The following is a 21,259-nucleotide window of genomic DNA, read 5'->3' on the forward strand; positions in this document are numbered from 1 at the left end:
CCGGGAGGTCTCTCCCCCGGCCGTCGACGTCCCACCGCTCAGCTGCGGTGGATCAGCCGTTCCCGTGCCGGGCCAGTGCCGCCCGGCGACCGGCCGTCTCGGCCCGGCCGCGCGCCGACTGCGGGCGACGGTCGGAGCGGTCGCGCTCGGACCGGGCGTGCCGGCCCTCGTACGCCTCGGCGGCGAGCTGGCGCGCGGCGACGACCGAGGCCGGCTCGTCCCGGCCCACCACCCGTCCGCTCACGTGCCACCCCCACCCGTCCGGTTCCACCCGCTGCAGTTCCGTGACGTCACGGTATCGCCTGATCACCTCTGGTCACCAGTCCCCGTCCGAGTGCACGACACACGGCGTCGGCCACCTCGTCGGGGTTCTGGTGCTCCCAGAACCGCAGCACCCGCCAGCCGGCGTTCTGCTTCGGCAGGTGCCCGCAGGTCGGACAGCCGTGCCAGAAGCAGCCGTCGACGAACACCACCAGCCGCCGCCCCTTCCACACCAGGTCGCCGCGGGCCCGGGTGCCCCGGCCCGGCCGGACGTCGACCCGGAAGCGCACGCCGCGGGCGTGCAGCCGGCGCCGCAGCGCGAGCTCGGGTGCGGTGTCCCGCCGTCCCTGCCGGCGGAAACGGTCGCGCACGGCGGCCGAGCTGGCCGCCGGGGCGCGGGCCAGGTCGACCGGTGCGGGTTCCACGGGCGGACGATAGGACGGGGGTCCGACAGTCCCGACCCCCTTACGGCGTACGGCCGGGAGTTTGGGAGTCCACCGGGGCCGGTAAGCACCGGGAGTGCCCGTGACCCTCGCTGCCGTGGCTGCCCGGGCCGGGGTCAGCACCAGCACCGCCAGCCGCGCCCTGTCCGGGCACCCCTCGGTGCTGCCGGTCACTCGGGAGCGGGTCGCCGCCGCTGCCTCGGACCTGCGCTACCAGCCCGACCGGATGGCCAGTGCGCTGCGCACCCGGCGCACCCGGCTGATCGGGCTCGTGGTCAACAACCTGCGCAACGCCACCTTCCACGTCATCGCCGAGACGCTGCAGGCCTGGGGTGCCGAGCACGACCACCAGGTGCTCATCTGCACGACGGGGGGCGACGCTGCCCGGGAGGCGGCCTTCCTGGAGACCGTGCGGGCGCACCGGCTCGACGGCGTCGTCGTCGCCGGGTCCGGGGCCAACGGCGACCTGGTGAACGCCCTGGTCGACGAGGGCCGCGCGGTCGTGACGATGAACCGGCAGGTGCCCGGTGCCCGGGCACCCTCGGTCATGAGCGACTACGAGACCGCCGCCCGGATGGCCACCGAGCACCTGCTGTCCCTGGGCCACACCCGGATCGCCGCGATCGAGGGCCCGCCGGACGTCACCTCCGGCCGTCTGCACCACGCGGGGTTCGTCTCGGCGATGGCCGCCGCGGGCGTGCCGGTCGACGAGGAGCTGGTCCACCGGGGCGCCTTCGACGCCCGCTTCGGCATCGACGCCACCGGCGTCCTGCTGGCCCGGGACGAGCCCCCGACGGCGCTGCTGGTCACCAACCACGAGGCGTCCTTCGGCGTGCTGCCGGTGCTCGGCCGCAGCGCTGTCGACGTCCCCGGCGACCTGTCGGTCATCTGCACCGAGGACGAGCCGTTCTGGGACTTCTGGTCCCCGCCGCTGACCATCGTGGACAACCAGGCCGAGCTGCTGGCCACCCGGGCCGCCGAGCTGCTGCTCGCCCAGCTCACCGGGGACGACGGCCCGCCCGAGCCCACGGAGGAGCGCACCGCGCCCCGGCTGGTGGAACGCGGGTCGACCGCTCCCCCGCGGGCCTGAGGCTCAGACCCCGGTGAGGCAGAGGACGGTGCCGCGCTCGCCGGTGCTGCCCTCGAAGTAGGAGGCGGTGCTCTCCGGCACGGCGCGCAGGCAGGCGTCCTGGGCCTCGGTGGAGAGGTAGCCCTCGAGCACGCTGGCGACCCGGTAGTCGGCGTCCGCGGAGTCGCAGGAGACCGTCTCGATGCCGTCGTCGGCGCCGCGGGCCACGCAGTCCCCGACCTCGGTCGAGGAGCCCTGGCTGATCAGGAACAGCCCGACGACGCTCAGCGCCGCCACGACCAGCGCGATCGGGATCAGCAGCCTGGCGAACCCGGACTGCGGGGGCCGCGGGGCGCCCTGCGGACCGACCGGCCCCTGACCGCGGGCGACCTGCCCGGCCCACGGCGGCGGGCCCTGCGGCGGTCCCTGCTGTGGGTTCTGAGGGCCCTGCGGGTCCCGGGGATCCCACGGTCCCTGCGGCGGCTGGCCTCCGGTCGGCGTGCTCACGTGTGTCCTCCGTCGTCCCCCGGTGCCCGGACGGGCCCTGCTGGGGACGGCGCCGAGGGTAGTGGCCCCGTGTGGGGGACCACGTGGGTCCGTCGGTGTGAGCCCACCCCCCGGGGGGAAGGAAGGACAGGACCGTTCAGCCACCAGCGGCCAGCCCCAGTCAGACCACCGCTCCGGAGGCTCGCCCCGTGTCCGACCAGTACACCTTCACCAACCCCGTCGACCAGTACCGCACCGACGGGTACCCCGAGAAGGGCATCGACGCCCCCGGTCTGGAGACCGAGCTCGACGTCCGCGCCGACCACGGCGACAGCACCTACCGCGGGTCCGGTCGGCTCGAGGGCCGCAAGGCGCTCATCACCGGCGCCGACTCCGGTATCGGCCGGGCCGCCGCGATCGCCTACGCCCGCGAGGGTGCCGATGTCGTCCTGAACTACCTGCCCACAGAGCAGTCCGATGCCGAGGACGTGGCGAAGCTCGTCGAGGAGGCCGGCCGGAAGGCCGTGCTCGCCCCCGCCGACCTGTCGGTCGAGTCCGAGGCCCGCGCTCTCGTGGCCACCGCCGTCGAGGCGCTCGGCGGCCTGGACGCCCTCGTGCTCGTCGCCGGCAAGCAGACCTGGGTCGACGACCTGGCCGACCTGACCAGCGAGCAGTTCGACCAGACCTTCAAGACCAACGTCTACTCGGTCTTCTGGGTCGTGCAGGAGGCCGTGCCGCACCTGCCGGCCGGTTCCACGATCATCACCACCAGCTCGATCCAGGCCTACTCCCCCGCCCCCGGCCTGGTCGACTACGCCACCACCAAGGCCGCGATCAACACGATCAGCAAGGCGCTGGCCCAGCAGCTGGCCCCGAAGGGCATCCGGGTCAACATCGTGGCGCCCGGCCCGTTCTGGACCCCGCTGCAGGCCTCCGGCGGCCAGCCCCCGGAGAACCTGCCGGAGTTCGGCAAGGAGACCCCGCTGGGGCGCGCCGGGCAGCCGGCCGAGCTCGCCGGTGCCTACGTGTACCTGGCCTCGGCCGAGTCCGGCTACGTCATCGGGGAGACCCTGAACGTCAACGGCGGGATGCCCACTCCGTGACACCTGCTCCCTCCGCTGCCCCCACCGCCCTGCGGTGGGGGCACGCGGGCCCCGCCCCGGTCACCGAACGCGACACCCAGGGCTACGCCGACCTGCGCACGTACGGCGCCATCGGTGACGGCCGCACCATCGCCCTCGTCGCCCGGGACGGCTCGATCGACTGGCTGCCGCTGCCCTCCTTCGACTCCCCGCCGGTCTTCGCCGCGGTCCTGGACGCCGAGCACGGCGGGTGCATCGAGCTGCGCCCCACCACCGAGTTCACCGTCGAGCGCAGCTACGTCCCGCGCACCAACGTGCTGACCACGACGTTCCACACCGCCACCGGCAGCGCCCGGGTCACCGACGCGATGAACACCGGGGTGGCCGGCCGGCTGCCCTGGGCCGAGCTCGCCCGCCGCGTGGAGGGCCTGACCGGTGAGGTCACGCTGCACGCCGCCGTCCGGCCCGGCACCGCGCTGAACACCGTCTCCCCCTGGGTGCACGACACCCAGCACGGCGCCGTCCTGCGCGTCGACGGCCTGACCATGGCCGTGCGCACCTCCGGCTCCACCCTCGTCGAGGTCGGCGAGCAGCGGATCGACGTGGACTACACGACCTCCCCGGGGTCGCGGCACCTGCTCGGGCTCGTGGCCACCGAACGCGAACCGCTGTTCCTGGCCCGCCCCGAGGACGTCGACGCCGGCATCGACCGGACGATCGCCAACTGGGAGGCCTGGAGCGAGGCGTTCCGCTGGGAGGGCCGCTACGACCAGGAGGTCCGGCGCGGCGCGCTGGCGCTCAAGCTGCTCATCCACTCCCCCAGCGGCTCCATGGTCGCGGCCGGGACGACGTCCCTGCCCGAGGACCTGACCGGCGGGAAGAACTGGGACTACCGCTTCGCCTGGGTGCGCGACTCCGCCTACGCCCTCACCGCGCTGTTCAGGTTCGGTCTGCGCGAGGAGACCCACGGCGCGATGAGCTGGCTGCTGGACACCATCCGCCGGCACGGTCCCGAGCCCCGGGTCTGCTACACCCTCGACGGCGAGCTGCCCACCGGCGTCACCGAGCCCGACGTGCCCGGCTGGCGCGGCGTCACCCCGGTCCAGGTCGGCAACGCCGCGGCCGACCAGCTGCAGCTCGGCGTCTACGGCGACCTGTTCTCCATCGTCGGGCTGTACGTGGAGAACGGGAACGTGCTCGACGCCGAGACCGGCCGGATGCTCGCCGAGGTCGCCGACACCGCCTGCGACCGGTGGCAGCAGAAGGACGCCGGCATGTGGGAGCTGCACGACCCGCAGCACTACACGACCTCGAAACTGGGCTGCTGGCAGGCGCTGACCAAGGCCGTCGAGCTCGCCGAGGCCGGGCAGATCCCCGGCGACCCGGCCCGCTGGAAGGCCGAGGCCCGGCGCATCCGCGACTGGGTCGACGAGCACGCCTGGGACGACGACCGGCGGGCCTACCGGATGCACCCGGAGACCGACGCGCTGGACTGCTCGATCCTGCTCCACGCGATCAGCGGCTTCGACCGCGGCGAGCGGATGAGCGACACCCTCGACGCGCTCCGGGCCGAGCTCGGCGCCGGCCCGCACCTGTACCGGTACACCGGGATGGCCGCGGAGGAGGGCGTGTTCCTGGCCTGCTCCTACTGGATGGTCTCGGCGCTGCAGCTGTGCGACCGCGGCGAGGAGGCCCGGGCGCTGATGGACGAGCTGTCCGACACCGCCAACGACGTCGGGGTGCTGGCCGAGATGCTCGACCCGGCCGACGGCGCCTTCCTGGGGAACCTCCCGCAGGCGTTGAGCCACCTGGCGCTGGTCAACGCGGCGATCACCCTGGAGGAGCACACGCCCGACGCGTGAGACGTACGGTCGGGGCTGCTGGCGCGGCCGACCCACGGAGGACCACATGGCAGTCGACACCGACCTCGGGACGGTGGTGGAGGCGCTCCGTGCTGCCCTCCCCGCCGAGCGGTTGATCACCGACCCCGACGTGCTCGTCACCTACGCCTCCGACGAGGCGGAGTGGGCGCCCTGGGAACTGCCGCTGGCCGCCGTCCGGCCGCGTACGGCCGAGGAGGTGCAGGCCGTCGTCCGGGCCTGCATCGCCCACCGGGTGCCGGTCGTCCCCCGGGGCGCGGGCACCGGGCTGTCCGGGGGCGCGAACGCGACGGCCGGCTCGGTCGTCGTCTCGCTCGAGGCGATGGACGCCGTCCTGGAGGTCGACGCGCTGGAGCGGTTCGCCGTCGTCCAGCCCGGCGTGGTGAACGACGACCTGCGCGCCCACGTCGCCGGGCACGGCCTCTGGTACCCGCCGGACCCGGCCAGCTCCCCCTGGTCGACGATCGGCGGCAACGTCGCCACCAACGCCGGCGGGCTGTGCTGCGTCAAGTACGGCGTGACCCGCGACTACGTGATCGGCCTGCAGGTGGTCACCGGCACCGGTGAGCTCGTCCGGCTGGGCCGGCGCACCGCCAAGGGCGTCGCCGGCTACGACCTGACCGGGCTCATGGTCGGCAGCGAGGGCACTCTCGGGATCGTCACCGAGGTCACCGTGAAGCTGCGGCCGCTGCGCGACCCCGAGCGCACCGTGGCCGGCTACTTCGACTCCGTGGTCGCCGCCGGCGAGGCGGTCACCGCCGTCGCCGCCGCCGGGCTCACCCCGTCGGCGCTCGAGCTGGTCGACCGGCACTGCCTGGCCGCCGTCGACGCCTGGAAGAACATGGGCCTCACCGCCGACGCCGAGGTCGTGCTGCTGGGCCGGGTGGACACCCCTGGTGCCGCCGGCGACGTCGAGGCCGAGCAGATGCTGGCCGCCTTCTCCTCCGCCGGTGCGTCCTGGGCCGCGGTGTCCACCGACGCCGAGGAGGCCGACGCGCTGTTCAGCGCCCGCCGGCTGGCCTACCCCGCGCTGGAGCGGCTGGGCCCGCTGCTCACCGAGGACGTCTGCGTGCCCAAGGCCGCCGTCCCGGCGATGCTCGGCCGGATCGAGGCCATCGGGAAGGCCCACGACGTGCTCATCGCCAACATCGCGCACGCCGGAGACGGCAACCTGCACCCGCTGTTGAGCACCCCGCCCGGCGACGACGCCGCCCGCGACCGCGCGCAGCTGGCCTTCCACGAGATCATCGCCGCCGCGCTGGAGATGGGCGGCACCGTCACCGGGGAGCACGGCGTCGGCCTGCTCAAGCGCGACGGGCTCGCCGCCGAGGTGTCCCCCGCCGTGCTGGACATGCACCGCGCGGTGAAGGCCGCGCTCGACCCGCACGGGATCCTCAACCCGGGCAAGGTGTTCTGAGCCCTCCGGCGGGGCACGACCCGGTGGTGCAACGTGACTACGACTACCTGGTGATCGGCGCCGGCATGGCCGCCGACAGCGCCGCCCGCGGCATCCGCGAGCTCGACCCCGACGGCAGCATCGGCATCGTCGGCGAGGAGGTCGACCCCCCGGTCGCCCGCCCGTCGCTGTCCAAGAAGCTGTGGACCGACCCCGAGTTCACCCTCGAGCAGTCCTGGCTGGGCACCGAGGAGACCGGGGCGGCCCTCCACACGGCCACCCGGATCCGCTCGGTCGACCGCGCCGCCCGCACCGCCACCACCGAGGACGGCGACGTCTTCGGCTACCGGCGGCTGCTGCTGGCCACCGGCGGACACCCCAAGCAGCTCGACCTACCCGACGACAGCCGGATCGTGCACTTCCGCACGATGGAGGACTTCCGCCGGCTGCAGGGCCTGGCCGGGGAGCAGCGGCACGTCGCCGTCGTCGGCGGTGGCTACATCGGCACCGAGCTCGCCGCGGCGCTGGTGCAGAACGACACCCGGGTCACCTTCGTCTTCCCGCAGGAGTTCGTCGGCGGCGCCTCCTACCCGCACGCGCTGGCCGAGCAGCTCAGCAAGACCTACGCCGCCCGCGGCGTGCAGCTGCGCCCGGGCACCCGGGTCACCGGCGGCACCGCGGACGCGCACGGCGTGCACCTGACCCTGGACGACGGCAGCACCCTGGACGTCGACGGCGTCGCGGTGGGCCTGGGCATCTCCCCGGCCACCACCCTGGCCGAGGACGCCGGGCTGACCGTGACCGACGGGGTCGAGGTCGACGCCTTCGGCCGCACCGAGGACCCCGACGTCTACGCCGCCGGCGACGTGGCCAACTGGCCCGACCCGATCCTGGGCCGCACCCGGGTGGAGCACGTGGAGAACGCCACCGACATGGGCACCGCGGTCGGGAAGGTGATGGCCGCCGACACCCTGGGCCGCGACGCCGAGCCCTACACGCACACGCCGTCCTTCTACTCCGACCTGTTCGACGCCGGGTACGAGGCGGTGGGCACGCTGGACGCCTCGCTGGACCTGGTCACCGACTGGGCCACCCCGCCCGGCACCGGCGAGGAGGCGGCCGGCGTCGTCTACTACCTCGAGGGCGACCGGCTGCGCGGCGTGCTCCTGTGGAACGTGTGGGACAGCACCGACGCCGCCCGCGAGCTGCTGGCCGCCGAGCGCGGGTACACCGCCGACGACCTGGTCGGGGCCATCCCCACCTCCTGACCCCAGGACGACGACAGCCCCCGCGGACCGTGGTCCGCGGGGGCTGTTGTCATGTCGCCGAGTCGACTCGGCGACACGGGGGTGCCGGGGTCAGATGGCCTCGGCGCAGTAGACGCTGCCGTCCTCGTCGGGGTCGCTGCCCGACCACAGCGCGACACCGGAGGCGGCGTCGGACTCCGCGGCCACCGCGGCACAAGTGTCCGGGTCGTCGTAGAACTCGGCCTGGGTCATGTCCTCGTCGGTGCCGATCACCCGGTACTGGGCCTCGGCGTCGTCGCAGTCCACGGTCTCGTAGCTGGAGCCGTCCTGGGTGATGCAGTCACCGATCTCGGGCTCGCCGCCGCCACCGAGGGCGTTGCGGCCGAACGCGACGGCCAGGGCGACGACCACGGCGCCGATGACCAGCGGCAGGCGCTTCTTCCAGCTCGGCTTCTCCGGCTGCACCGGGCCCTGGCCGGAGGCACCGGCGCCGGCCCAGGGCTGACCCTGCTGGTCCTGGCCGAAGCCGCCCTGCTGGCCCGGCTGACCGAACTGGCCGGGCTGACCCTGCTGGGGCCCCTGCTGGCCGAACTGGCCGGGCTGGCCCTGCTGACCGAACTGCGGCGGGCCCTGCTGGCCGAACTGCTGGGGGGCCTGGCCGGGCTGCGGCGGGCCGGACGGCGGGGGCTGCTGACCCCAGCCCTGGCCGGACTGGCCGGCGTTCGGGTCCTGGGGACCGGAGCCGGTCGGGTCGTTCGGGCCGGGCGTCGTCATCAGGTGGAGCCTTCCAGTCGGACCGGTGAGTCCGGGACATCATGCCGGTCACCTGACACAGCGACGACACGACGTGCGCACAGAGTCACCCTCCCGGGGCGGAACTCCCGCGCCACGCCGGACGTGAGCCCTGCATGGACGGTCTGCGGCTCGTGCTCAACCTGGTGTGGCTGGTCCTCCAGGGGTGGGTGCTCGCGCTCGCCTACCTGCTGGCCGGGGTCATCGCGTGCCTGTTCATCGTGACCATCCCGTTCGGCATCGCCTCGTTCCGGCTGGCCTTCTTCGTGGTCTTCCCGTTCGGGCGCACCACGGTCCGCGACCCGCGCGCCGGGTTGGCCTCCGCCGTGGGCAACGTGGTCTGGTTCGTCGTCGCCGGCTGGTGGCTCGCGCTCATCCACGTCATCTCGGGCATCGGCTTCTGCCTGACGGTCATCGGCATCCCGTTCGGCATCGCCTCGTTCAAGCTCGCCGCGGTGGGCCTGGCCCCGCTGGGCAAGCGGGTGGTGGAGACCGCCGCCCCGCAGAGCTGGTTCGGCGCCGGCCAGGCCGTCACCGCCGCCCGTTAGGGCAGCGTCAGGATCCGGGGCCCGTCCTCGGTGATCGCCACGGTGTGCTCGGCGTGCGCCCCGGGACTGCCGTCCACGCTGCGCAGCGTCCAGCCGTCGTCGTCCACGGTGTAGCCGTCGACCCCGCCGGCGGTGAACCACGGCTCGATCGCGATCACCAGCCCGGCCCGCAGCCGCAGGCCGCGGCCGCCCCGCCCCTCGTTGGGCACCGACGGGGCCTCGTGCATGGTGCGGCCCACCCCGTGCCCACCGAAGTCGGTGTCGATGCCCACGCCGGCCGCCCGGCCCACCGCACCGATCGCGGCCGACACGTCGCCGAGCCGCCCGCCGGGCACCGCGGCGGCGATGCCCGCGGCCAGTGCCCGCTCGGTGGTCGCGATCAGCGCCAGGTCGGCCGGGTCGGCGCTCGGCCCGACCACGAAGGAGACGGCGGCGTCGCCGGTCCACCCGTCCAGCGTCGCCCCGCAGTCCACCGACAGCAGGTCGCCGTCGGCCAGCCGCTGGTCGGTCGGGATGCCGTGCAGCACCGCGTCCCCGACCGACAGGCAGAGCACGCCGGGGAACGGCGGGGTCTCCGGGAAGGGCGCGTAGCCCAGGAACGGCGAGGTGGCCCCGGCCTCGGCCAGCACCGTGCGGGCCAGCTCGTCCAGGTCGCGCAGCGTGCTGCCGACCGCGGCGTGCTCCCGGACGGCGGCCAGCGCGCGGCCGACCACCCGACCGGCCTCCCGCATCGCGTCGACCTCTCCGGGGGTGCGCAGCTCGATCATCGGGTCTCCTCCGTGCGGGACAACTATCCCGGTATTACTATCACGGCCATGGTCCGTCCCCCGCTCACCCCCGACGAACGAGCCCGCGGCCACCGCCTCGGTGCCCACCTGCGGGCCGCCCGCGGCGAGCGGTCGCTGCCCGAGGTCGCCGCGGCCTCCGGCATCGGCGTGGAGACCCTGCGCAAGATCGAGAGCGGCCGGGTGCCGACCCCGGCGTTCTTCACCGTCGCCGCCCTCGCCCGGGCCCTCGACCTGGACCTCGACCAGCTCGCCGCCGCGCTCGACCCGGCCCCCGTCGGGGCGCTCTCCGCGTGAGTGACGTCGTGCTGTGCTCGGCCAAGGGGTGCCGCGCACCCGCCGTCTGGTCGCTGGTCTGGAACAACCCGAAGGTGCACACCCCCGACCGGGAGAAGGTCTGGACCGCCTGCGACGAGCACCGCGAGTCGTTGTCCCACCACCTCGCGATCCGCTCGTTCCTGCGCCGCATCGACCCGCTCGACGGCGCCCCCGCGGGTCACGATCCGACCCCGGGGACTGCCCCGGACGCGTGAAGACGGCTAGCGTCGACCCCGACACCTGGAGGTTCACCATCGCCGTACGTCTCGGACGCTGCGCTGACGACCATCTCGGCTGCCCCTGCAAGGGCGACGAGACCATCCACCGAGCACGCACCGCCGAGGTGCGCCACGCCCAGGAGACGAACTCCGAGGCGGCCGCCTGCCCCGAGTGCGGGGTGCAGACCTCCCCCGTTGCGCTGGTGACCTGGGGGCACTGCCGAGCCTGCCGGACGGCGGACTCCCGGGCCATGCGCCCGCTGCGCTGGTAGCTCTCAGCCCGACGCGCGGCGGGACGTCACCAGCAACGGGCCGTCGGGCGTGAGCCCGGCGAGCTCGGCGTCGGTGGGCACGTCGTCGACGTCGGCGACGGGGCCCTCCCACGGGGAGGGCTGATCGAGCAGCACCTGCGCGTGCTGGGCCGGCGCCAGGCTGGGGGCGGCGTCGGCGAGCAGGGCGAGGTCGGTCTGCAACCGGCGGTGCACGGCGCCGATCCGGCGCAGGGCGGCCCGGCAGGACGCCCGGTCACCGGTGGTGTCGAAGACCAACTGGTCGACCAGCGACCGCTGCTCGGCGGCCGCAGCGGTCGGGTCGGCCCCGGCGGCGATCCGCTGGAGCAGGTCGAGGTGGGCGTGGTGCCGGAAGGCCGGGGGCTCCCGGCCCGGGTCGCGCGCGGTGCCCACCCAGGCCCGGTGCGCGAGCAGGCCGTGCTGGGCGAACCGGCGCTCGGCCCGGCCGGCGAAGCGGTGGTCGCGCAGCTCCCAGGTGGCATGGCTGTCGTCGATCCGGAAGAACAGCAGTGCCAGGCCGCGCTGGGAGAGCTCGCGCATCCGGGCGAAGGGCAGCGGGACGACGTCGGCGCCCCCGATGCTGCAGTACAGCGACCGGTCGGTGAGCACGGCGGTCCGGACGGTTGCCTCCACCGGCTCCTCGGCCAGGTCGCCCAGCGGAACGCAGTCGGAGACGGCGACGACGGTCTCCCCGTCGGCCAGCACGGCAGCCAGCCGCCCCGGCGCTCGTCTCGTCACCCAGCTCACGTTCCCGTCATCGACCGGGCAGCGCGATCCTGAACCCGGGGTCCTCCGCACGGGTGACGCAGCGCGTACCCAGAGCCACCTCGCCCGGGGTGTCGCGTCCTCGAACGGTTGAACTCTGGAGCACGACGAGCGACGTCCGGCGTGTCTGGGGACTCTGGAGCAGGTGACCATCACCCCCGACGTGCTCGACGGCGAGCTCTCCCTGAGCGCCGCGGCCAACCGGTTGTCCTACCTCACGCGCAAGGACAGCGAGAACTCCGCCCGGGCGACCGCCCCGGCGCCGGCGAACACCGCCTCCGAGGTCTGGCAGGAGTTCCACGCCACCTCCACCGCACTGGACACCGAGGAGGCCCTGGAGCTCCTGGCCCTCGGTGAGGTCATCTCCCGCAAGGCCCACGAGAGCGACACCGCAGCCGTCACCGCCGCCCGCCTCGCCGGCGCCGACTGGGCCGACATCGGCGCCGCCGTCGGCCTCACCGGCGCCCAGGCCTGGGACGCCCACCGTGACGACCTCGCCCCCGACCTCCTCGGCGAGCGCCCCACCTCCTGACCCCGGATCACCACGAGCGCCCTTCTCGTCCTCGACGAGAAGGGCGCTTCTCGTCGTCGGGGGCGGAAAAGCAGGGGCGCCGGGGGCGGACGACGGGTTCACTCACTCCTCGGCCGGCCGGCTGCCCATCTGCTCGACGACGAGGAAGGACCATGGAGACGATCAACGGACGCCTGCTGAACTGGGCGTCGATCCTGGAGGAGAACACCCGGGAGCAGGCCGAGCGCACCGCGTCCATGCCGTTCGTGTTCCCGCACGTGGCACTGATGCCCGACGCCCACCTGGGCCGGGGCGCGACCGTGGGCTCGGTGCTGCCCACCGACGGCGCGATCATCCCGGCAGCGGTCGGGGTGGACATCGGCTGCGGGATGGCCGCCGTCCGGACGCAGTTCACCGCTGCCGACCTGACCGGGCGGGACCTCGCGGTCCTGCACGAGCAGATCAGCCGCTCGGTGCCGCTGTCGGCCGGCCGGCAGAACAAGACGGTGCGGGAGACCGCGGCGCCGCGGGTCGACGAGCTGCGCACGATGGCCGGGGTCGACCAGGCCGACGCGGTGGCCCGGCACTGGCCGCTGCAGCTGGGCTCGCTCGGCTCGGGGAACCACTTCATCGAGGTGTCCCTGGACGAGCAGGACCGGGTGTGGGCGTTCCTGCACTCGGGCTCCCGCGGGGTGGGCAACAAGCTGGCCGCCCGGCACATCGCGGTCGCCCAGGAGCAGTGCCGCCGGCGGTTCATCGACCTGCCCGACCGTGACCTCGCCTACCTGGTGGAGGGCGAGCCGGAGTTCGACGCCTACCTGGAGGCGCTGTTCTGGGCACAGCGGTTCGCGTTCCTCAACCGGGACGAGATGATGGACCGGGTGCTCGACCAGCTGGGTCGCTTCCTGGGTGTCGACGTCGTCCGGGAGGAGTCGGTCGGCTGCCACCACAACTACACCGCCCGCGAACGGCACTTCGGCCGGGAGGTGTGGCTGTCCCGCAAGGGAGCCATCTCCGCGCGGGAGGGTGAGCTCGGGCTGATCCCCGGGTCGATGGGGGCGGCGTCCTACGTCGTCACCGGCCTGGGGAACGTGCGGGCGCTGCACTCCTCGCCGCACGGCGCGGGCCGCAGCCACTCGCGGTCGGCGGCCCGGAAGCTGTTCGACCGGGCCGACCTGGACCAGCGGATGGCCGGGGTGGCGTGGGGGCACTCGGACGCGTTCCTCGACGAGCACCCCGACGCCTACAAGCCGATCGACCAGGTGATGGCCGACGCGGCGGACCTGGTCGAGGTGCGCCACACCCTGCGCCAGGTGGTGAACGTCAAGGGCGACTGACGCAGGAGCGCCCTCCTCGTCGATGACGAGAAGGGCGCTCCGTGTCGGCGCTGAGGGGTCAGCTGATGCCGACGGCCTGCTTCGCCAGGGCGGCGAGGGTCGTCTGCGCGGCGCTGACGACCGAGGCGCGGTCCTTGTGGGTCTCCTCGTAGCGGATGACGGCCTCGAGGTCACCGGCGTCGGTCAGGCCCTTCACGGCCTCGACGGTCTTGCTGACGCTAAGGGTGTCGTAGTCCTTCACGGGCAGCTCGGCCGCGTCGAGGGCACCGAGCTCGGTGCGCACCTCGTGGATCGCCTCGGCGGTCTCGGGGGCGTCCTCGCGGACGGCCTGGCCCTCGGCCTCCTTGAGGGAGGCGTTGCGGCCCACGGCCAGGGACTCGCGGACGGCGCCGGCGAACGTGGTCGCGCGGGCGGCGGCGGCGTTGACCTTCTCCTGCGCGGCGTCGGAGGCCTGGGTGGTGGTGTCGATGACCTTGTTGACCGAGTCGGCGACGTAGCGGGCCGGGAAGGCGGCCAGGCGGGTGGCACCACCGGCGACACGCTGCAGCGGGGTGGCCTTCAGCGCAGCCGGGCCACCGAGGGCGGTCTCGGCGACGACGACGGTCAGCCACTCCACGGTGGCGGTGTGGGCGGTGATCAGCCGCTCGGCCAGCCGGACGACCTTGGGCAGCTCGGCGGTCTGGGCGAGCACCTTGAGGTAGGTGGCGCGGTCCAGCAGCTGGTGCTCCAGGGAGAGGTCGGACAGCAGGGCCTCGTCGAGCGGGCCGGCCTGCTCGACGGTGGCCTTGAGCACGGCGCCGAGGCGGCCGAGGGCGGGGGTGACGACGTCGGGCACGCCACCGAGGGAGCGCAGCTGGGCGGCGATGGCCTCGGTGCGCTGGGCGGCGTTGTCGGCGTTCTGGAGGAGCTCGCGGCGGACGGCCTCGGTACGGGCCTGGGCGACGCGGGTGCGGGCGACCTGCTCCTCGGTCTGCGTGAGCAGCAGGAGGGCGCGCAGCTGGGCGGTCAGGATCGTGGTGTCGGCCATGGGGACTCCAAGGGTCGGTGGGTGGGACGGTTTTGTTGTCCCCACTGTGCACCAGTGCTAACCACAGCAAGCACCCTGCTAGCGGTGTGATGGCTCACGTGACTCGGCCCACCCCTGAGGCGGGTGGGGCTGCTGGGGCGGGACACGCCCCGACCTCCGCCGCCGACCGCGTCCTGCGGAGCAGGCTGCCGGGCATGGGTTTCCGCTACCGGACGGCGCGCGCCGAGATGATGGTCGGCTCGCTCGTCGGCGGCGGCACCCGGCCCACGCTGATCGGCCCGGCGCACGCCACGATCGGCAGTGCCGCCGGGGGACGACGCAACGCCCTGTGCGGCGCCTACGTCACCCACGACGACGACGCCGCGTGGCCGCCGGACCCGGCGCAGATCGGACACCTCTGCCCGACCTGCGCCGAACTGGCGACCTGGTGAGACCGCTCAGGCGCTGACGGTCTCCATCGCCTCGGCCAGCAGGGTGGTCGAGCGCAGCCGGCCCTCCAGCGTGGAGGAGGCGTGCCCGACGATGACCTCGTCGGCGTCGGCGAACCGGCGGAACTCGGTGAGCTGCTCGCGCACCTCCGACGGCGTGCCGACCGCGGAGTGGGTGAGCATCGAGTCGATCTGCCGGCCGGCACCGGAGTCCAGCAGCAGCTGCGCCTCCTCGTCGGTGAAGGTCTTGCCGCGACCGAACAGCGAGGTGGCCCGGATCCGGCGCATGCCCTCGAACTCGGCGCGGGCGGCCTCGGTGGTGTCGGCGGCGACCACGTTGGCCCCGGCGATCACGTGCGGGGCCTGCAGCTGCAGCGAGGGCTGGAAGTCCCGGCGGTAGATCTCCACGGCCGCCCGCAGCGCCTGCGGGGCGAAGTGCGAGGCGTGCGCGTAGGGCAGGCCCAGGGCCGCGGCGAGCTGGGCGCCGAAGGTCGAGGAGCCCAGGATGTACAGCGGGACGTGCGAGCCGCGGCCGGGGATGGCGTCGACCCCGGGCACCCGGGTGTCACCGGCGAAGTAGGCCTGCAGCTCCAGCACGTCCTGCGGGAAGCGGTCCGAGGAGCGCGGGTCGGTGCGCATCGCGTACATCGTGTTCTGGTCCGAGCCGGGCGCGCGGCCCAGGCCCAGGTCGATGCGGCCGGGGTACATCGCGTCGAGGGTGCCGAACTGCTCGGCGATCACCAGCGGCGAGTGGTTGGGCAGCATGACCCCGCCCGCGCCCAGGCGGATCGTCCTCGTGTGCGCCCCGACGTGGGAGATCAGCACGCTGGTGGCCGAGGAGGCGATGCTCGGCATGTTGTGGTGCTCGGCATACCAGACCCGGGTGTAGCCCTGCTCCTCCGCGCGCTGAGCGAGAGCGACGCTGGCGGCGATGCTGTCGGTGACCGTCTGGCCGGGGGCGACGGGCGCCAGATCGAGGACGGAGAGCGGGAACGACATGGGGGTGGGGCCTTCCTGGTCGGAGCGGAGGACCTCGCGGCCCTCCTCCGGTCGAACACCTCTCCCCCGGTGGCATTCCCGGGCGGCGCGGCCTAGAGCCAGGCGGGCAGGACCGGGAGGGGCCCGTCGGCGGTGAGGTCGGCGCCGTCGGAGCGGCCGGTCGCCCAGGCCAGGACGGCGGGCAGCTCGCCGGAGACGGCCAGCGCTCCGGTGCCCCAGGTGCGGTCCCCGGCGAACAGGACGACGTCGGGCACCTCGTCGCGGCGGTCCCACATCCGGAACACGTCGTCCACCAGTGCGGCGGCGAGCTCCTCGGGCACCTCGTCGAAGCCGACGCCGGTGTCGAGGTCGACCGCGTGCACCCACACCTCGCGGCAGCGCATCCACGGCACCTCGGTCGCCGGCACGGCTCGGCCCTGGGCGGTGCGCACCTGCGCGGACCAGGCGTCGTCCGGGAGGGCGTCGACGGCGGCGGCCAGCCGGACCACCGAACCGAGCACCTCGCTGCGCAGGTCGACCGGGGACAGGGCGGCGGCGCTGTCGATGCCGGCCGCCCGGGCGTCGGCGGAGGCGTACATCGGGGTCTCCACCCCGGTGCGGGCCCAGGTCAGCAGGTTGACCAGGGCGTCGGCGTTGCGGGCCACGTGGGCCAGCAGCCGGTGCCGGGTCCAGCCGGGCAGCAGCGACGGGGTGTCCAGCTCCTCGTCGGTGAGCCGGCCCAGCCCGGTGGCTAGGTGCTCCTCCCCCGCCGCCCACCAGGCCAGCACCTCGGTCGGGGCGCCCGGGGCGGTCACGGGCGGGGCCCGGCCAGCGTGCGCGCGGTGGCGGCCGCGCCGTCGTCCAGGCCACCGGTGCCCGAGCGCAGGTGCAGCGCGGTCTGGTCGGCGATCCAGCGCTGGTGGGCGTCCCAGGCCTGCCCGGCGTCGCCGTCCAGCGCAGTGGCCACGTCGGCCCAGGTGGCGCCCTCACGGAGTGCCGCGTGCATGCCCAGGTGCCGGCTGTCGTGCGCCTTGCGGAACACGACCTCGCCCAGGGCCAGCAGCTCCAGGGCCTCGTGCCGGTCCAACGTGGTGCCGGTGTTGCGCAGGTCGGCCAGGAAGTCGTCGGCGTCGGCCGGGGCGGTGCTCTCCACGACGCCGGCGTCCCGTCGGGACAGGAAGTCGATGCGGTTGGCTGCGGTCACCAGGGTGACCTCGGACTCGAGTTCGCGGGGGGTGACGGTCATGCCCCCACCCTCCCGCACACGGCCGACGGCCGCCGCCCCCGGGAGGGGACGACGGCCGTCGGTCACGCGCGTCGGGTCAGACCCGGCCGCCGCCCTTGTTCCGGCGGTCGGCCACGAACTTCTTGACCTTGGCCTGGTTCTCCGGCTTCTGCGCCATCTGGATGGCCTTCTGGGCCGCCTTGCCCTTGAGCAGTCCGCTGAACAGCCCCATGAGGACCTCCTCGATCGATGTCTGAACCGCTGGTCCCTGCCCGCGGTGGCGCAGGTGCACACACCAACGACCTGCGGGCTCGTAGCGTCGGTGTCATGGCCCCCCGTTCCGTCTCCGGCACCGCCGTCGTCCCCGCTCCCCCGTCGGTGGTCTTCGACCTGCTGGCCGACCCGCGCCGGCACGCCGAGATCGACGGCTCGGGCACCGTGCAGGAGGTGACGTCGGGGCCCGACCGGCTGTCGCTGGGCGCCCGCTTCGGGATGGGCATGCGGATGGGTGCGGGCTACCGGGTGACCAACCGGGTGGTCGAGTTCGAGGCGGACCGGCTGATCGCCTGGCGGCACGTCGGTCTGCACCGCTGGCGCTACGAGCTGGCGCCGGTCGAGGGCGGCACCCGGGTCACCGAGACCTGGGACGCGACCCGCTACCCGGCGCCGGTGTTCTGGGTGCTCGACCGGCTGGGCTTCCCGGCACGGAGCCTGGAGGGCATCGCCGGCACCCTGCCGAAGCTGGCCGCGGCGGTCAGCTCCTGACGTAGGGGATGGTCTGCGGACCCTCGGGCAGCACGCACACCGTCGCCGGCCGGCCCAACCGCGCCGACTCCTCGGCGATCGCCGCGGCGATGTCCGGGGCGTGGCCCAGGTGGGCCTCGGCGAGGTCGGCCGCGGTCAGCCCGTCGGTGTGCACCGCGACCCGGTGCGCGGCCTGGATCCGGGCCTGCACCTGCACCTGCCACTGGTCGGGCACCGTCTCCGGCCGGGCCGCGATCAGCGCCAGCAGCTCCTCGGGACTGCCCGCCGAGGTGAGGACCTCGCGGTAGGACCCGTGGTCGGGGAAGCCGTCCTCGCAGGCGGCCGCGCAGACGATCAGCCCGCCGGGCCGGCACACCTGCGCGGCGGCGGACATGCCCTTGACGGCCTGGTAGAGGTTCTGGTCCAGCGGGAAACCCGACCCGGTGGTGACGACGACGTCGAACGGCGCGTCCACCGGGGCCATCGCCACCTCGCGGGCCCGCTCGACGGCCGCGGCGTGCATCGCCAGCAGGTCACCGCCGAAGGCCGCGATCACCTGCTGGCCGGCATTGAGGATGACGTCGAGGCCGAACGTCGTGCCGGTGGCCGCGGCGATCGCCCGGACGTCGTCGTGCACCGGGTTGCCCTCGACCACCCCCCAGGTGGCCCGGTCGCTGCCGATCCGGGCCGCGTCGTGCAGCACGAGCACGGTGTCCAGGCCGGCGAGTCCGGGGGCGACCATCTTGGGGCCGCCGGAGAAGCCGGCGAAGAAGTGCGGCTCGACGAACCCGGTGGTGATCCGCACGTCGGCGTCCACCCACAGCGAGTTCAGCGTCACCGGGACGCCGTCCCCGTGGGTGCCGACGTCGGTGTGCGTGCCGGTGGCCCGGGCGTCGTGGTCGACCACCCGCACCCGGTCGAGCACGGCACGGCCGAACATCGCCTCCAGCTCGGCCGGGGTGGAGGCGCGGTGGGTGCCGGTGGCGACCAGCACGACCACGTCGGCGTCGTCCACGATGCCGGCGAGCTCGTCGAGCACCGCCGGGACCATCAGGTGCCGGGGCTGGGCCCGGGTGACGTCGCAGGCCGAGATCGCCACCGTCTGCCCCGGACGGACGCGCTCGCGCAACGGCGGCCCGGCGACCGGCTCGCGCAGCGCCCGCCGCAGCTCGGCGGGCACGTCGGGGGCGGCGTCGTGGTGCACCGGGGTGACCACGACGGCGTCGTCGGGGACCTCCACGGCCAGTCCGGTCCGGCCGTAGGCGAGTCGCACGGTGCGGGTCACGCTGCGAGCATGCACCGGTGCGCCCCCGTCTCGCTGCCCTGGTCTGCCTGCTCACCCTGACCGCCTGCGGTGGGGGCGGGGACGACGCTGCCGCGTCCGGGCCTCCTCCCGCGGACGCCCTGCTGACCCTGGCCGACTCCACCGACCTGGGGTTCGCCGAGACCGGTGGCACCCTCGCCGTCCAGCTCGCCGCGGTGGACAGCACCGGGACGCCGGTGCTGGTGGGCCGGGAGATCGGCTCGCCGTCGGCCTTCTCCCGCGGTCCGGACCTGGCCGGGGCGGCCCCGCTGGTCTCCCTCGGGAGTACGGCACCGCCTCCGCGCTGGCGGTGGCCCCCGACGACACCGCGGTGCTGCTCGCGCTGGCCGCACCGGGGTCGGACAACCCGGTGCCCTCGGTCGTCCGGGTGGCTCCGGACGGCACCGAGCAGGTGCTGCCGATCACCGGGCCGGCACCGACCGACGGCCTGTCGTCCTCCGACGTCGGCTTCAGCGCGGACGCGAGCCGGGCCGCGTTGGCGCTCGCGCCGCGGGACAGCAGCCAGGGCTTCCCGCAGTCCACCGGCGCCCTGCAGCTCACCCTACTCGACACCACCACCGGTGGGCAGCTCGCGTCGGTGGCGGTCCCGCTGACCGAGCCGGCGGCGATCGTGCCGGGGCAGCCCGACCCGGTGCGGGTGGACGACGTCGCGATCGCCCCCGACGGCGGGGTGCTGGTCGCGGTGACCGTCGCCGGGGCCTCCCAGTTGCTGCGGTACGACGCCGCGCTGGCTCCCGTCGGTGCACCGGTCGAGCTGCCCCGGTTGGAGGAGTTCGGCGGCTTCCTCGGCATCGGCCCCGACGGCACCGCCTACGTCACCACCACCGGGTCGGCGGTCGGGCTGGTGCGGGTGCCGGCCGGGGCGACCGCGGCCGAGACCGTGGCCACCGTCATCGAGGGTCCCGGCGGGGTGACCGGCATGGTCGTCGGTCCGACCGGTGACTACGCCTACCTGGCCGGGGTCACCGACACCGACCTCGGGGTGACGGTGCGGGCGGTCGACCTGGCCACCGGGGAGACGACACCGGCCACCCAGCTCTGCCCCGAGGGCATCACCGGCCAGCCCGTCCTGGACCCGACCGGCACGACCCTGCTGGTGTCGGGCACCTGCAACGAGCCGACCACGCTCGAGGCGTTCGTCTGGACGCTCACCGCCGCGTGACGGCACGGTCGAACGCCGCGCACATCAGGTCGTACGCCGTCCGGGTCGACTGCGACTCCGGCGCGATCCCGTCGAAGGCGTGCGGGATCCCCGGCAGCAGGTGCAGCTCGACCGGCACGTCGGCGGCCACCAGCCGCCGGGCGTAGGCCAGTGCCTCGTCGCGCAGCGGGTCGTTGCCGGCCACGACCAGGAACGCCGGGGCGAGCCCGGTGAGGTCCGCCGTCCGGTTCGGGAAGACGTACGCGGGGGTGTCCTCCCGGCCCTGCCGGACGTTGGCGACCACCTGGGCGACCTGCTGGCCGTCGATGACCGGGAACGCCGGGGACAGCCGCGAGGGGTGCACCCGGTCGTCGGTGTTGGGGTAGAACGCCAGCTGCAGCGCCGGGGGCACCGCGCCGCGGTCCCGGGCGATCTGGGCCATGGACAGCGCGAGCGCCCCGCCCGCGCTGCTGCCGGTGACCACCACCAGGGTCGCGTCGACGTCGTCCCGCTCGGCGGTCCAGCGCACCGCCGCCCAGCAGTCGGCCAGCATCGTCTCGGCCGGCACGTCCGGTGCCATCCGGAAGTCCACGCTCACCCCGACCGCGCCGCAGCGGCGGGTCAGCTCCACGCAGCGCGGGTGCTCGGTGTCCAGCGACCCGAACGACCAGCCGCCGCCGTGGAACAGCACGTAGGCCGGGCGGCCGGGGGCCGGCGTCGTGGGCCGGTAGACCCGCACCGGGACGGCGTGCCCATCCTCCCCGGGCAGCGTCGTCTCGGTGATCTCCACGCCCTCGACCGACTCCGGCACCGGCCCGCGGGCCCGGGCGGCGGCGATGAACTCCGGGTCGGTCATGTCCACCGCGGCCCGGCCCAGGAACGGGCTGGCGTCCATCACCGCGCGGACGTCGGGCTGCCAGGTCTCTGAGGCGCGCATCACACCCCCGACCCTAAGGTCGGCCCC

At 74.4% G+C, this 21,259-nt stretch carries 26 protein-coding genes; 13 read left to right on the forward strand and 13 right to left on the reverse strand.

The annotated features are described in order from the left end of the window. Positions 1 to 52: 52 nt before the first annotated feature. Both F1C76_01685 and F1C76_01690 read right to left on the reverse strand, forming a co-directional pair. Positions 53 to 244, reverse strand: coding sequence for a hypothetical protein (locus tag F1C76_01685; protein QNG35489.1), 192 nt, complete (start codon positions 242 to 244; stop codon positions 53 to 55). 46 nt (positions 245 to 290) lie between these two features. After that, complete coding sequence (locus F1C76_01690) at positions 291 to 632, reverse strand: very short patch repair endonuclease (protein QNG38932.1); 342 nt, start codon at positions 630 to 632, stop codon at positions 291 to 293. A gap of 148 nt (positions 633 to 780) precedes the next feature. Between F1C76_01690 and F1C76_01695 the strand changes: the two genes are divergently transcribed. Beyond that, positions 781 to 1,794 (forward strand): LacI family transcriptional regulator, encoded by a 1,014-nt coding sequence (locus F1C76_01695; protein ID QNG35490.1) that lies wholly within the window; start codon positions 781 to 783, stop codon positions 1,792 to 1,794. Positions 1,795 to 1,797: 3 nt separating this feature from the next. Here the strand turns inward: F1C76_01695 and F1C76_01700 are convergent, their stop codons facing one another. Beyond that, positions 1,798 to 2,280: a hypothetical protein gene (locus F1C76_01700; protein ID QNG35491.1), complete on the reverse strand. Its 483-nt coding sequence runs from the start codon at positions 2,278 to 2,280 to the stop codon at positions 1,798 to 1,800. Positions 2,281 to 2,468: 188 nt separating this feature from the next. On the opposite strand from F1C76_01700, the gene F1C76_01705 reads away from it, so the two are divergent. Genes F1C76_01705 through F1C76_01720 form a run of 4 tightly spaced genes read left to right on the forward strand, consistent with a single transcriptional unit; the run spans position 2,469 to position 7,885 of the window. After that, the gene (locus F1C76_01705; protein ID QNG35492.1) at positions 2,469 to 3,362 is read left to right on the forward strand and encodes an SDR family oxidoreductase; all 894 of its coding nucleotides are present in this window, start codon (positions 2,469 to 2,471) and stop codon (positions 3,360 to 3,362) included. Positions 3,363 to 3,391: 29 nt separating this feature from the next. Continuing rightward, the gene (locus tag F1C76_01710) at positions 3,392 to 5,203 is read left to right on the forward strand and encodes a glycoside hydrolase family 15 protein (protein QNG38933.1); all 1,812 of its coding nucleotides are present in this window, start codon (positions 3,392 to 3,394) and stop codon (positions 5,201 to 5,203) included. Positions 5,204 to 5,249: 46 nt separating this feature from the next. After that, positions 5,250 to 6,638, forward strand: coding sequence for an FAD-binding protein (locus F1C76_01715; protein ID QNG35493.1), 1,389 nt, complete (start codon positions 5,250 to 5,252; stop codon positions 6,636 to 6,638). A 26-nt stretch (positions 6,639 to 6,664) separates the two neighbouring features. Next, a complete protein-coding gene (locus F1C76_01720; protein ID QNG38934.1) occupies positions 6,665 to 7,885 on the forward strand; it encodes an NAD(P)/FAD-dependent oxidoreductase in 1,221 nt (406 codons plus the stop codon). 90 nt (positions 7,886 to 7,975) lie between these two features. Here the strand turns inward: F1C76_01720 and F1C76_01725 are convergent, their stop codons facing one another. Beyond that, positions 7,976 to 8,638: a hypothetical protein gene (locus tag F1C76_01725; GenBank protein ID QNG35494.1), complete on the reverse strand. Its 663-nt coding sequence runs from the start codon at positions 8,636 to 8,638 to the stop codon at positions 7,976 to 7,978. A 134-nt stretch (positions 8,639 to 8,772) separates the two neighbouring features. Here F1C76_01725 and F1C76_01730 point away from each other — a divergent pair, with 134 nt between their 5' ends. Then, complete coding sequence (locus F1C76_01730; GenBank protein ID QNG35495.1) at positions 8,773 to 9,204, forward strand: YccF domain-containing protein; 432 nt, start codon at positions 8,773 to 8,775, stop codon at positions 9,202 to 9,204. Here F1C76_01730 and map read toward each other — a convergent pair. Next, positions 9,201 to 9,971: a type I methionyl aminopeptidase gene (gene map / locus F1C76_01735; protein QNG35496.1), complete on the reverse strand. Its 771-nt coding sequence runs from the start codon at positions 9,969 to 9,971 to the stop codon at positions 9,201 to 9,203. The two genes, F1C76_01730 and map, sit on opposite strands and share 4 nt — an antisense overlap. A 48-nt stretch (positions 9,972 to 10,019) precedes the next feature. Here map and F1C76_01740 point away from each other — a divergent pair, with 48 nt between their 5' ends. Together F1C76_01740 and F1C76_01745 are read left to right on the forward strand one after the other, a co-directional pair. Beyond that, entirely contained in the window at positions 10,020 to 10,286 is a 267-nt protein-coding gene (locus tag F1C76_01740; GenBank protein ID QNG35497.1) for a helix-turn-helix transcriptional regulator, read from the forward strand. Next, the gene (locus F1C76_01745; protein QNG35498.1) at positions 10,283 to 10,522 is read left to right on the forward strand and encodes a hypothetical protein; all 240 of its coding nucleotides are present in this window, start codon (positions 10,283 to 10,285) and stop codon (positions 10,520 to 10,522) included. The genes F1C76_01740 and F1C76_01745 overlap by 4 nt, the downstream gene beginning before the upstream one ends. Positions 10,523 to 10,800: 278 nt before the next feature. On the opposite strand, the gene F1C76_01750 is transcribed toward F1C76_01745, so the two are convergent. Next, a complete protein-coding gene (locus F1C76_01750; GenBank protein QNG35499.1) occupies positions 10,801 to 11,553 on the reverse strand; it encodes a hypothetical protein in 753 nt (250 codons plus the stop codon). 172 nt (positions 11,554 to 11,725) lie between these two features. Here F1C76_01750 and F1C76_01755 point away from each other — a divergent pair, with 172 nt between their 5' ends. Then, a complete protein-coding gene (locus tag F1C76_01755) occupies positions 11,726 to 12,112 on the forward strand; it encodes a hypothetical protein (GenBank protein QNG35500.1) in 387 nt (128 codons plus the stop codon). A 152-nt stretch (positions 12,113 to 12,264) separates the two neighbouring features. Further along, positions 12,265 to 13,428, forward strand: coding sequence for an RtcB family protein (locus F1C76_01760; GenBank protein ID QNG35501.1), 1,164 nt, complete (start codon positions 12,265 to 12,267; stop codon positions 13,426 to 13,428). Positions 13,429 to 13,486: 58 nt separating this feature from the next. On the opposite strand, the gene F1C76_01765 is transcribed toward F1C76_01760, so the two are convergent. After that, complete coding sequence (locus F1C76_01765; GenBank protein ID QNG35502.1) at positions 13,487 to 14,455, reverse strand: ferritin-like domain-containing protein; 969 nt, start codon at positions 14,453 to 14,455, stop codon at positions 13,487 to 13,489. 194 nt (positions 14,456 to 14,649) lie between these two features. Here F1C76_01765 and F1C76_01770 point away from each other — a divergent pair, with 194 nt between their 5' ends. Beyond that, positions 14,650 to 14,886, forward strand: a complete 237-nt coding sequence (locus F1C76_01770; GenBank protein QNG35503.1) for a hypothetical protein — start codon at positions 14,650 to 14,652, stop codon at positions 14,884 to 14,886. Between the two features lie 6 nt (positions 14,887 to 14,892). Here the strand turns inward: F1C76_01770 and F1C76_01775 are convergent, their stop codons facing one another. The 4 genes from F1C76_01775 to F1C76_01790 form a co-directional block, all read right to left on the reverse strand. Continuing rightward, positions 14,893 to 15,882 carry an LLM class flavin-dependent oxidoreductase gene (locus F1C76_01775; protein ID QNG35504.1) on the reverse strand — a complete coding sequence of 330 codons (990 nt, stop codon included), beginning with the start codon at positions 15,880 to 15,882 and terminating at the stop codon, positions 14,893 to 14,895. 92 nt (positions 15,883 to 15,974) lie between these two features. Next, positions 15,975 to 16,793, reverse strand: a complete 819-nt coding sequence (locus F1C76_01780) for a maleylpyruvate isomerase family mycothiol-dependent enzyme (GenBank protein QNG35505.1) — start codon at positions 16,791 to 16,793, stop codon at positions 15,975 to 15,977. Continuing rightward, positions 16,673 to 17,107, reverse strand: coding sequence for a hypothetical protein (locus tag F1C76_01785; protein QNG35506.1), 435 nt, complete (start codon positions 17,105 to 17,107; stop codon positions 16,673 to 16,675). The genes F1C76_01780 and F1C76_01785 overlap by 121 nt, the downstream gene beginning before the upstream one ends. Before the next feature lie 76 nt (positions 17,108 to 17,183). Then, positions 17,184 to 17,318 carry a citrate/2-methylcitrate synthase gene (locus F1C76_01790; protein ID QNG35507.1) on the reverse strand — a complete coding sequence of 45 codons (135 nt, stop codon included), beginning with the start codon at positions 17,316 to 17,318 and terminating at the stop codon, positions 17,184 to 17,186. 95 nt (positions 17,319 to 17,413) lie between these two features. Between F1C76_01790 and F1C76_01795 the strand changes: the two genes are divergently transcribed. Further along, the gene (locus tag F1C76_01795; protein QNG35508.1) at positions 17,414 to 17,851 is read left to right on the forward strand and encodes a dimethyladenosine transferase; all 438 of its coding nucleotides are present in this window, start codon (positions 17,414 to 17,416) and stop codon (positions 17,849 to 17,851) included. Here F1C76_01795 and larA read toward each other — a convergent pair. Continuing rightward, complete coding sequence (gene larA / locus F1C76_01800; protein QNG38935.1) at positions 17,841 to 19,103, reverse strand: nickel-dependent lactate racemase; 1,263 nt, start codon at positions 19,101 to 19,103, stop codon at positions 17,841 to 17,843. The two genes, F1C76_01795 and larA, sit on opposite strands and share 11 nt — an antisense overlap. 340 nt (positions 19,104 to 19,443) lie before the next feature. Between larA and F1C76_01805 the strand changes: the two genes are divergently transcribed. Next, entirely contained in the window at positions 19,444 to 20,316 is an 873-nt protein-coding gene (locus tag F1C76_01805) for a hypothetical protein (protein ID QNG35509.1), read from the forward strand. On the opposite strand, the gene F1C76_01810 is transcribed toward F1C76_01805, so the two are convergent. After that, entirely contained in the window at positions 20,303 to 21,232 is a 930-nt protein-coding gene (locus F1C76_01810; GenBank protein ID QNG35510.1) for an alpha/beta hydrolase, read from the reverse strand. The two genes, F1C76_01805 and F1C76_01810, sit on opposite strands and share 14 nt — an antisense overlap. Positions 21,233 to 21,259 lie beyond the last annotated feature (27 nt).

It is taken from the genome of Geodermatophilaceae bacterium NBWT11, assembly GCA_014218215.1.
Taxonomy (GTDB): domain Bacteria; phylum Actinomycetota; class Actinomycetes; order Mycobacteriales; family Geodermatophilaceae; genus Klenkia.

Bases quoted from the DNA above. Each gene is read 5' to 3' on its own strand.
- F1C76_01775 (QNG35504.1), bottom strand. From the start codon at position 15,882: ATGTCGTTCCCGCTCTCCGTCCTCGATCTGGCGCCCGTCGCCCCCGGC.
- F1C76_01740 (QNG35497.1), top strand. From the start codon at position 10,020: ATGGTCCGTCCCCCGCTCACCCCCGACGAACGAGCCCGCGGCCACCGC.
- F1C76_01725 (QNG35494.1), bottom strand. From the start codon at position 8,638: ATGACGACGCCCGGCCCGAACGACCCGACCGGCTCCGGTCCCCAGGAC.
- F1C76_01785 (QNG35506.1), bottom strand. From the start codon at position 17,107: ATGACCGTCACCCCCCGCGAACTCGAGTCCGAGGTCACCCTGGTGACC.
- F1C76_01765 (QNG35502.1), bottom strand. From the start codon at position 14,455: ATGGCCGACACCACGATCCTGACCGCCCAGCTGCGCGCCCTCCTGCTG.
- F1C76_01770 (QNG35503.1), top strand. From the start codon at position 14,650: ATGGGTTTCCGCTACCGGACGGCGCGCGCCGAGATGATGGTCGGCTCG.
- F1C76_01810 (QNG35510.1), bottom strand. From the start codon at position 21,232: ATGCGCGCCTCAGAGACCTGGCAGCCCGACGTCCGCGCGGTGATGGAC.
- F1C76_01730 (QNG35495.1), top strand. From the start codon at position 8,773: ATGGACGGTCTGCGGCTCGTGCTCAACCTGGTGTGGCTGGTCCTCCAG.
- F1C76_01760 (QNG35501.1), top strand. From the start codon at position 12,265: ATGGAGACGATCAACGGACGCCTGCTGAACTGGGCGTCGATCCTGGAG.
- F1C76_01790 (QNG35507.1), bottom strand. From the start codon at position 17,318: ATGGGGCTGTTCAGCGGACTGCTCAAGGGCAAGGCGGCCCAGAAGGCC.
- map (QNG35496.1), bottom strand. From the start codon at position 9,971: ATGATCGAGCTGCGCACCCCCGGAGAGGTCGACGCGATGCGGGAGGCC.
- F1C76_01715 (QNG35493.1), top strand. From the start codon at position 5,250: ATGGCAGTCGACACCGACCTCGGGACGGTGGTGGAGGCGCTCCGTGCT.
- F1C76_01795 (QNG35508.1), top strand. From the start codon at position 17,414: ATGGCCCCCCGTTCCGTCTCCGGCACCGCCGTCGTCCCCGCTCCCCCG.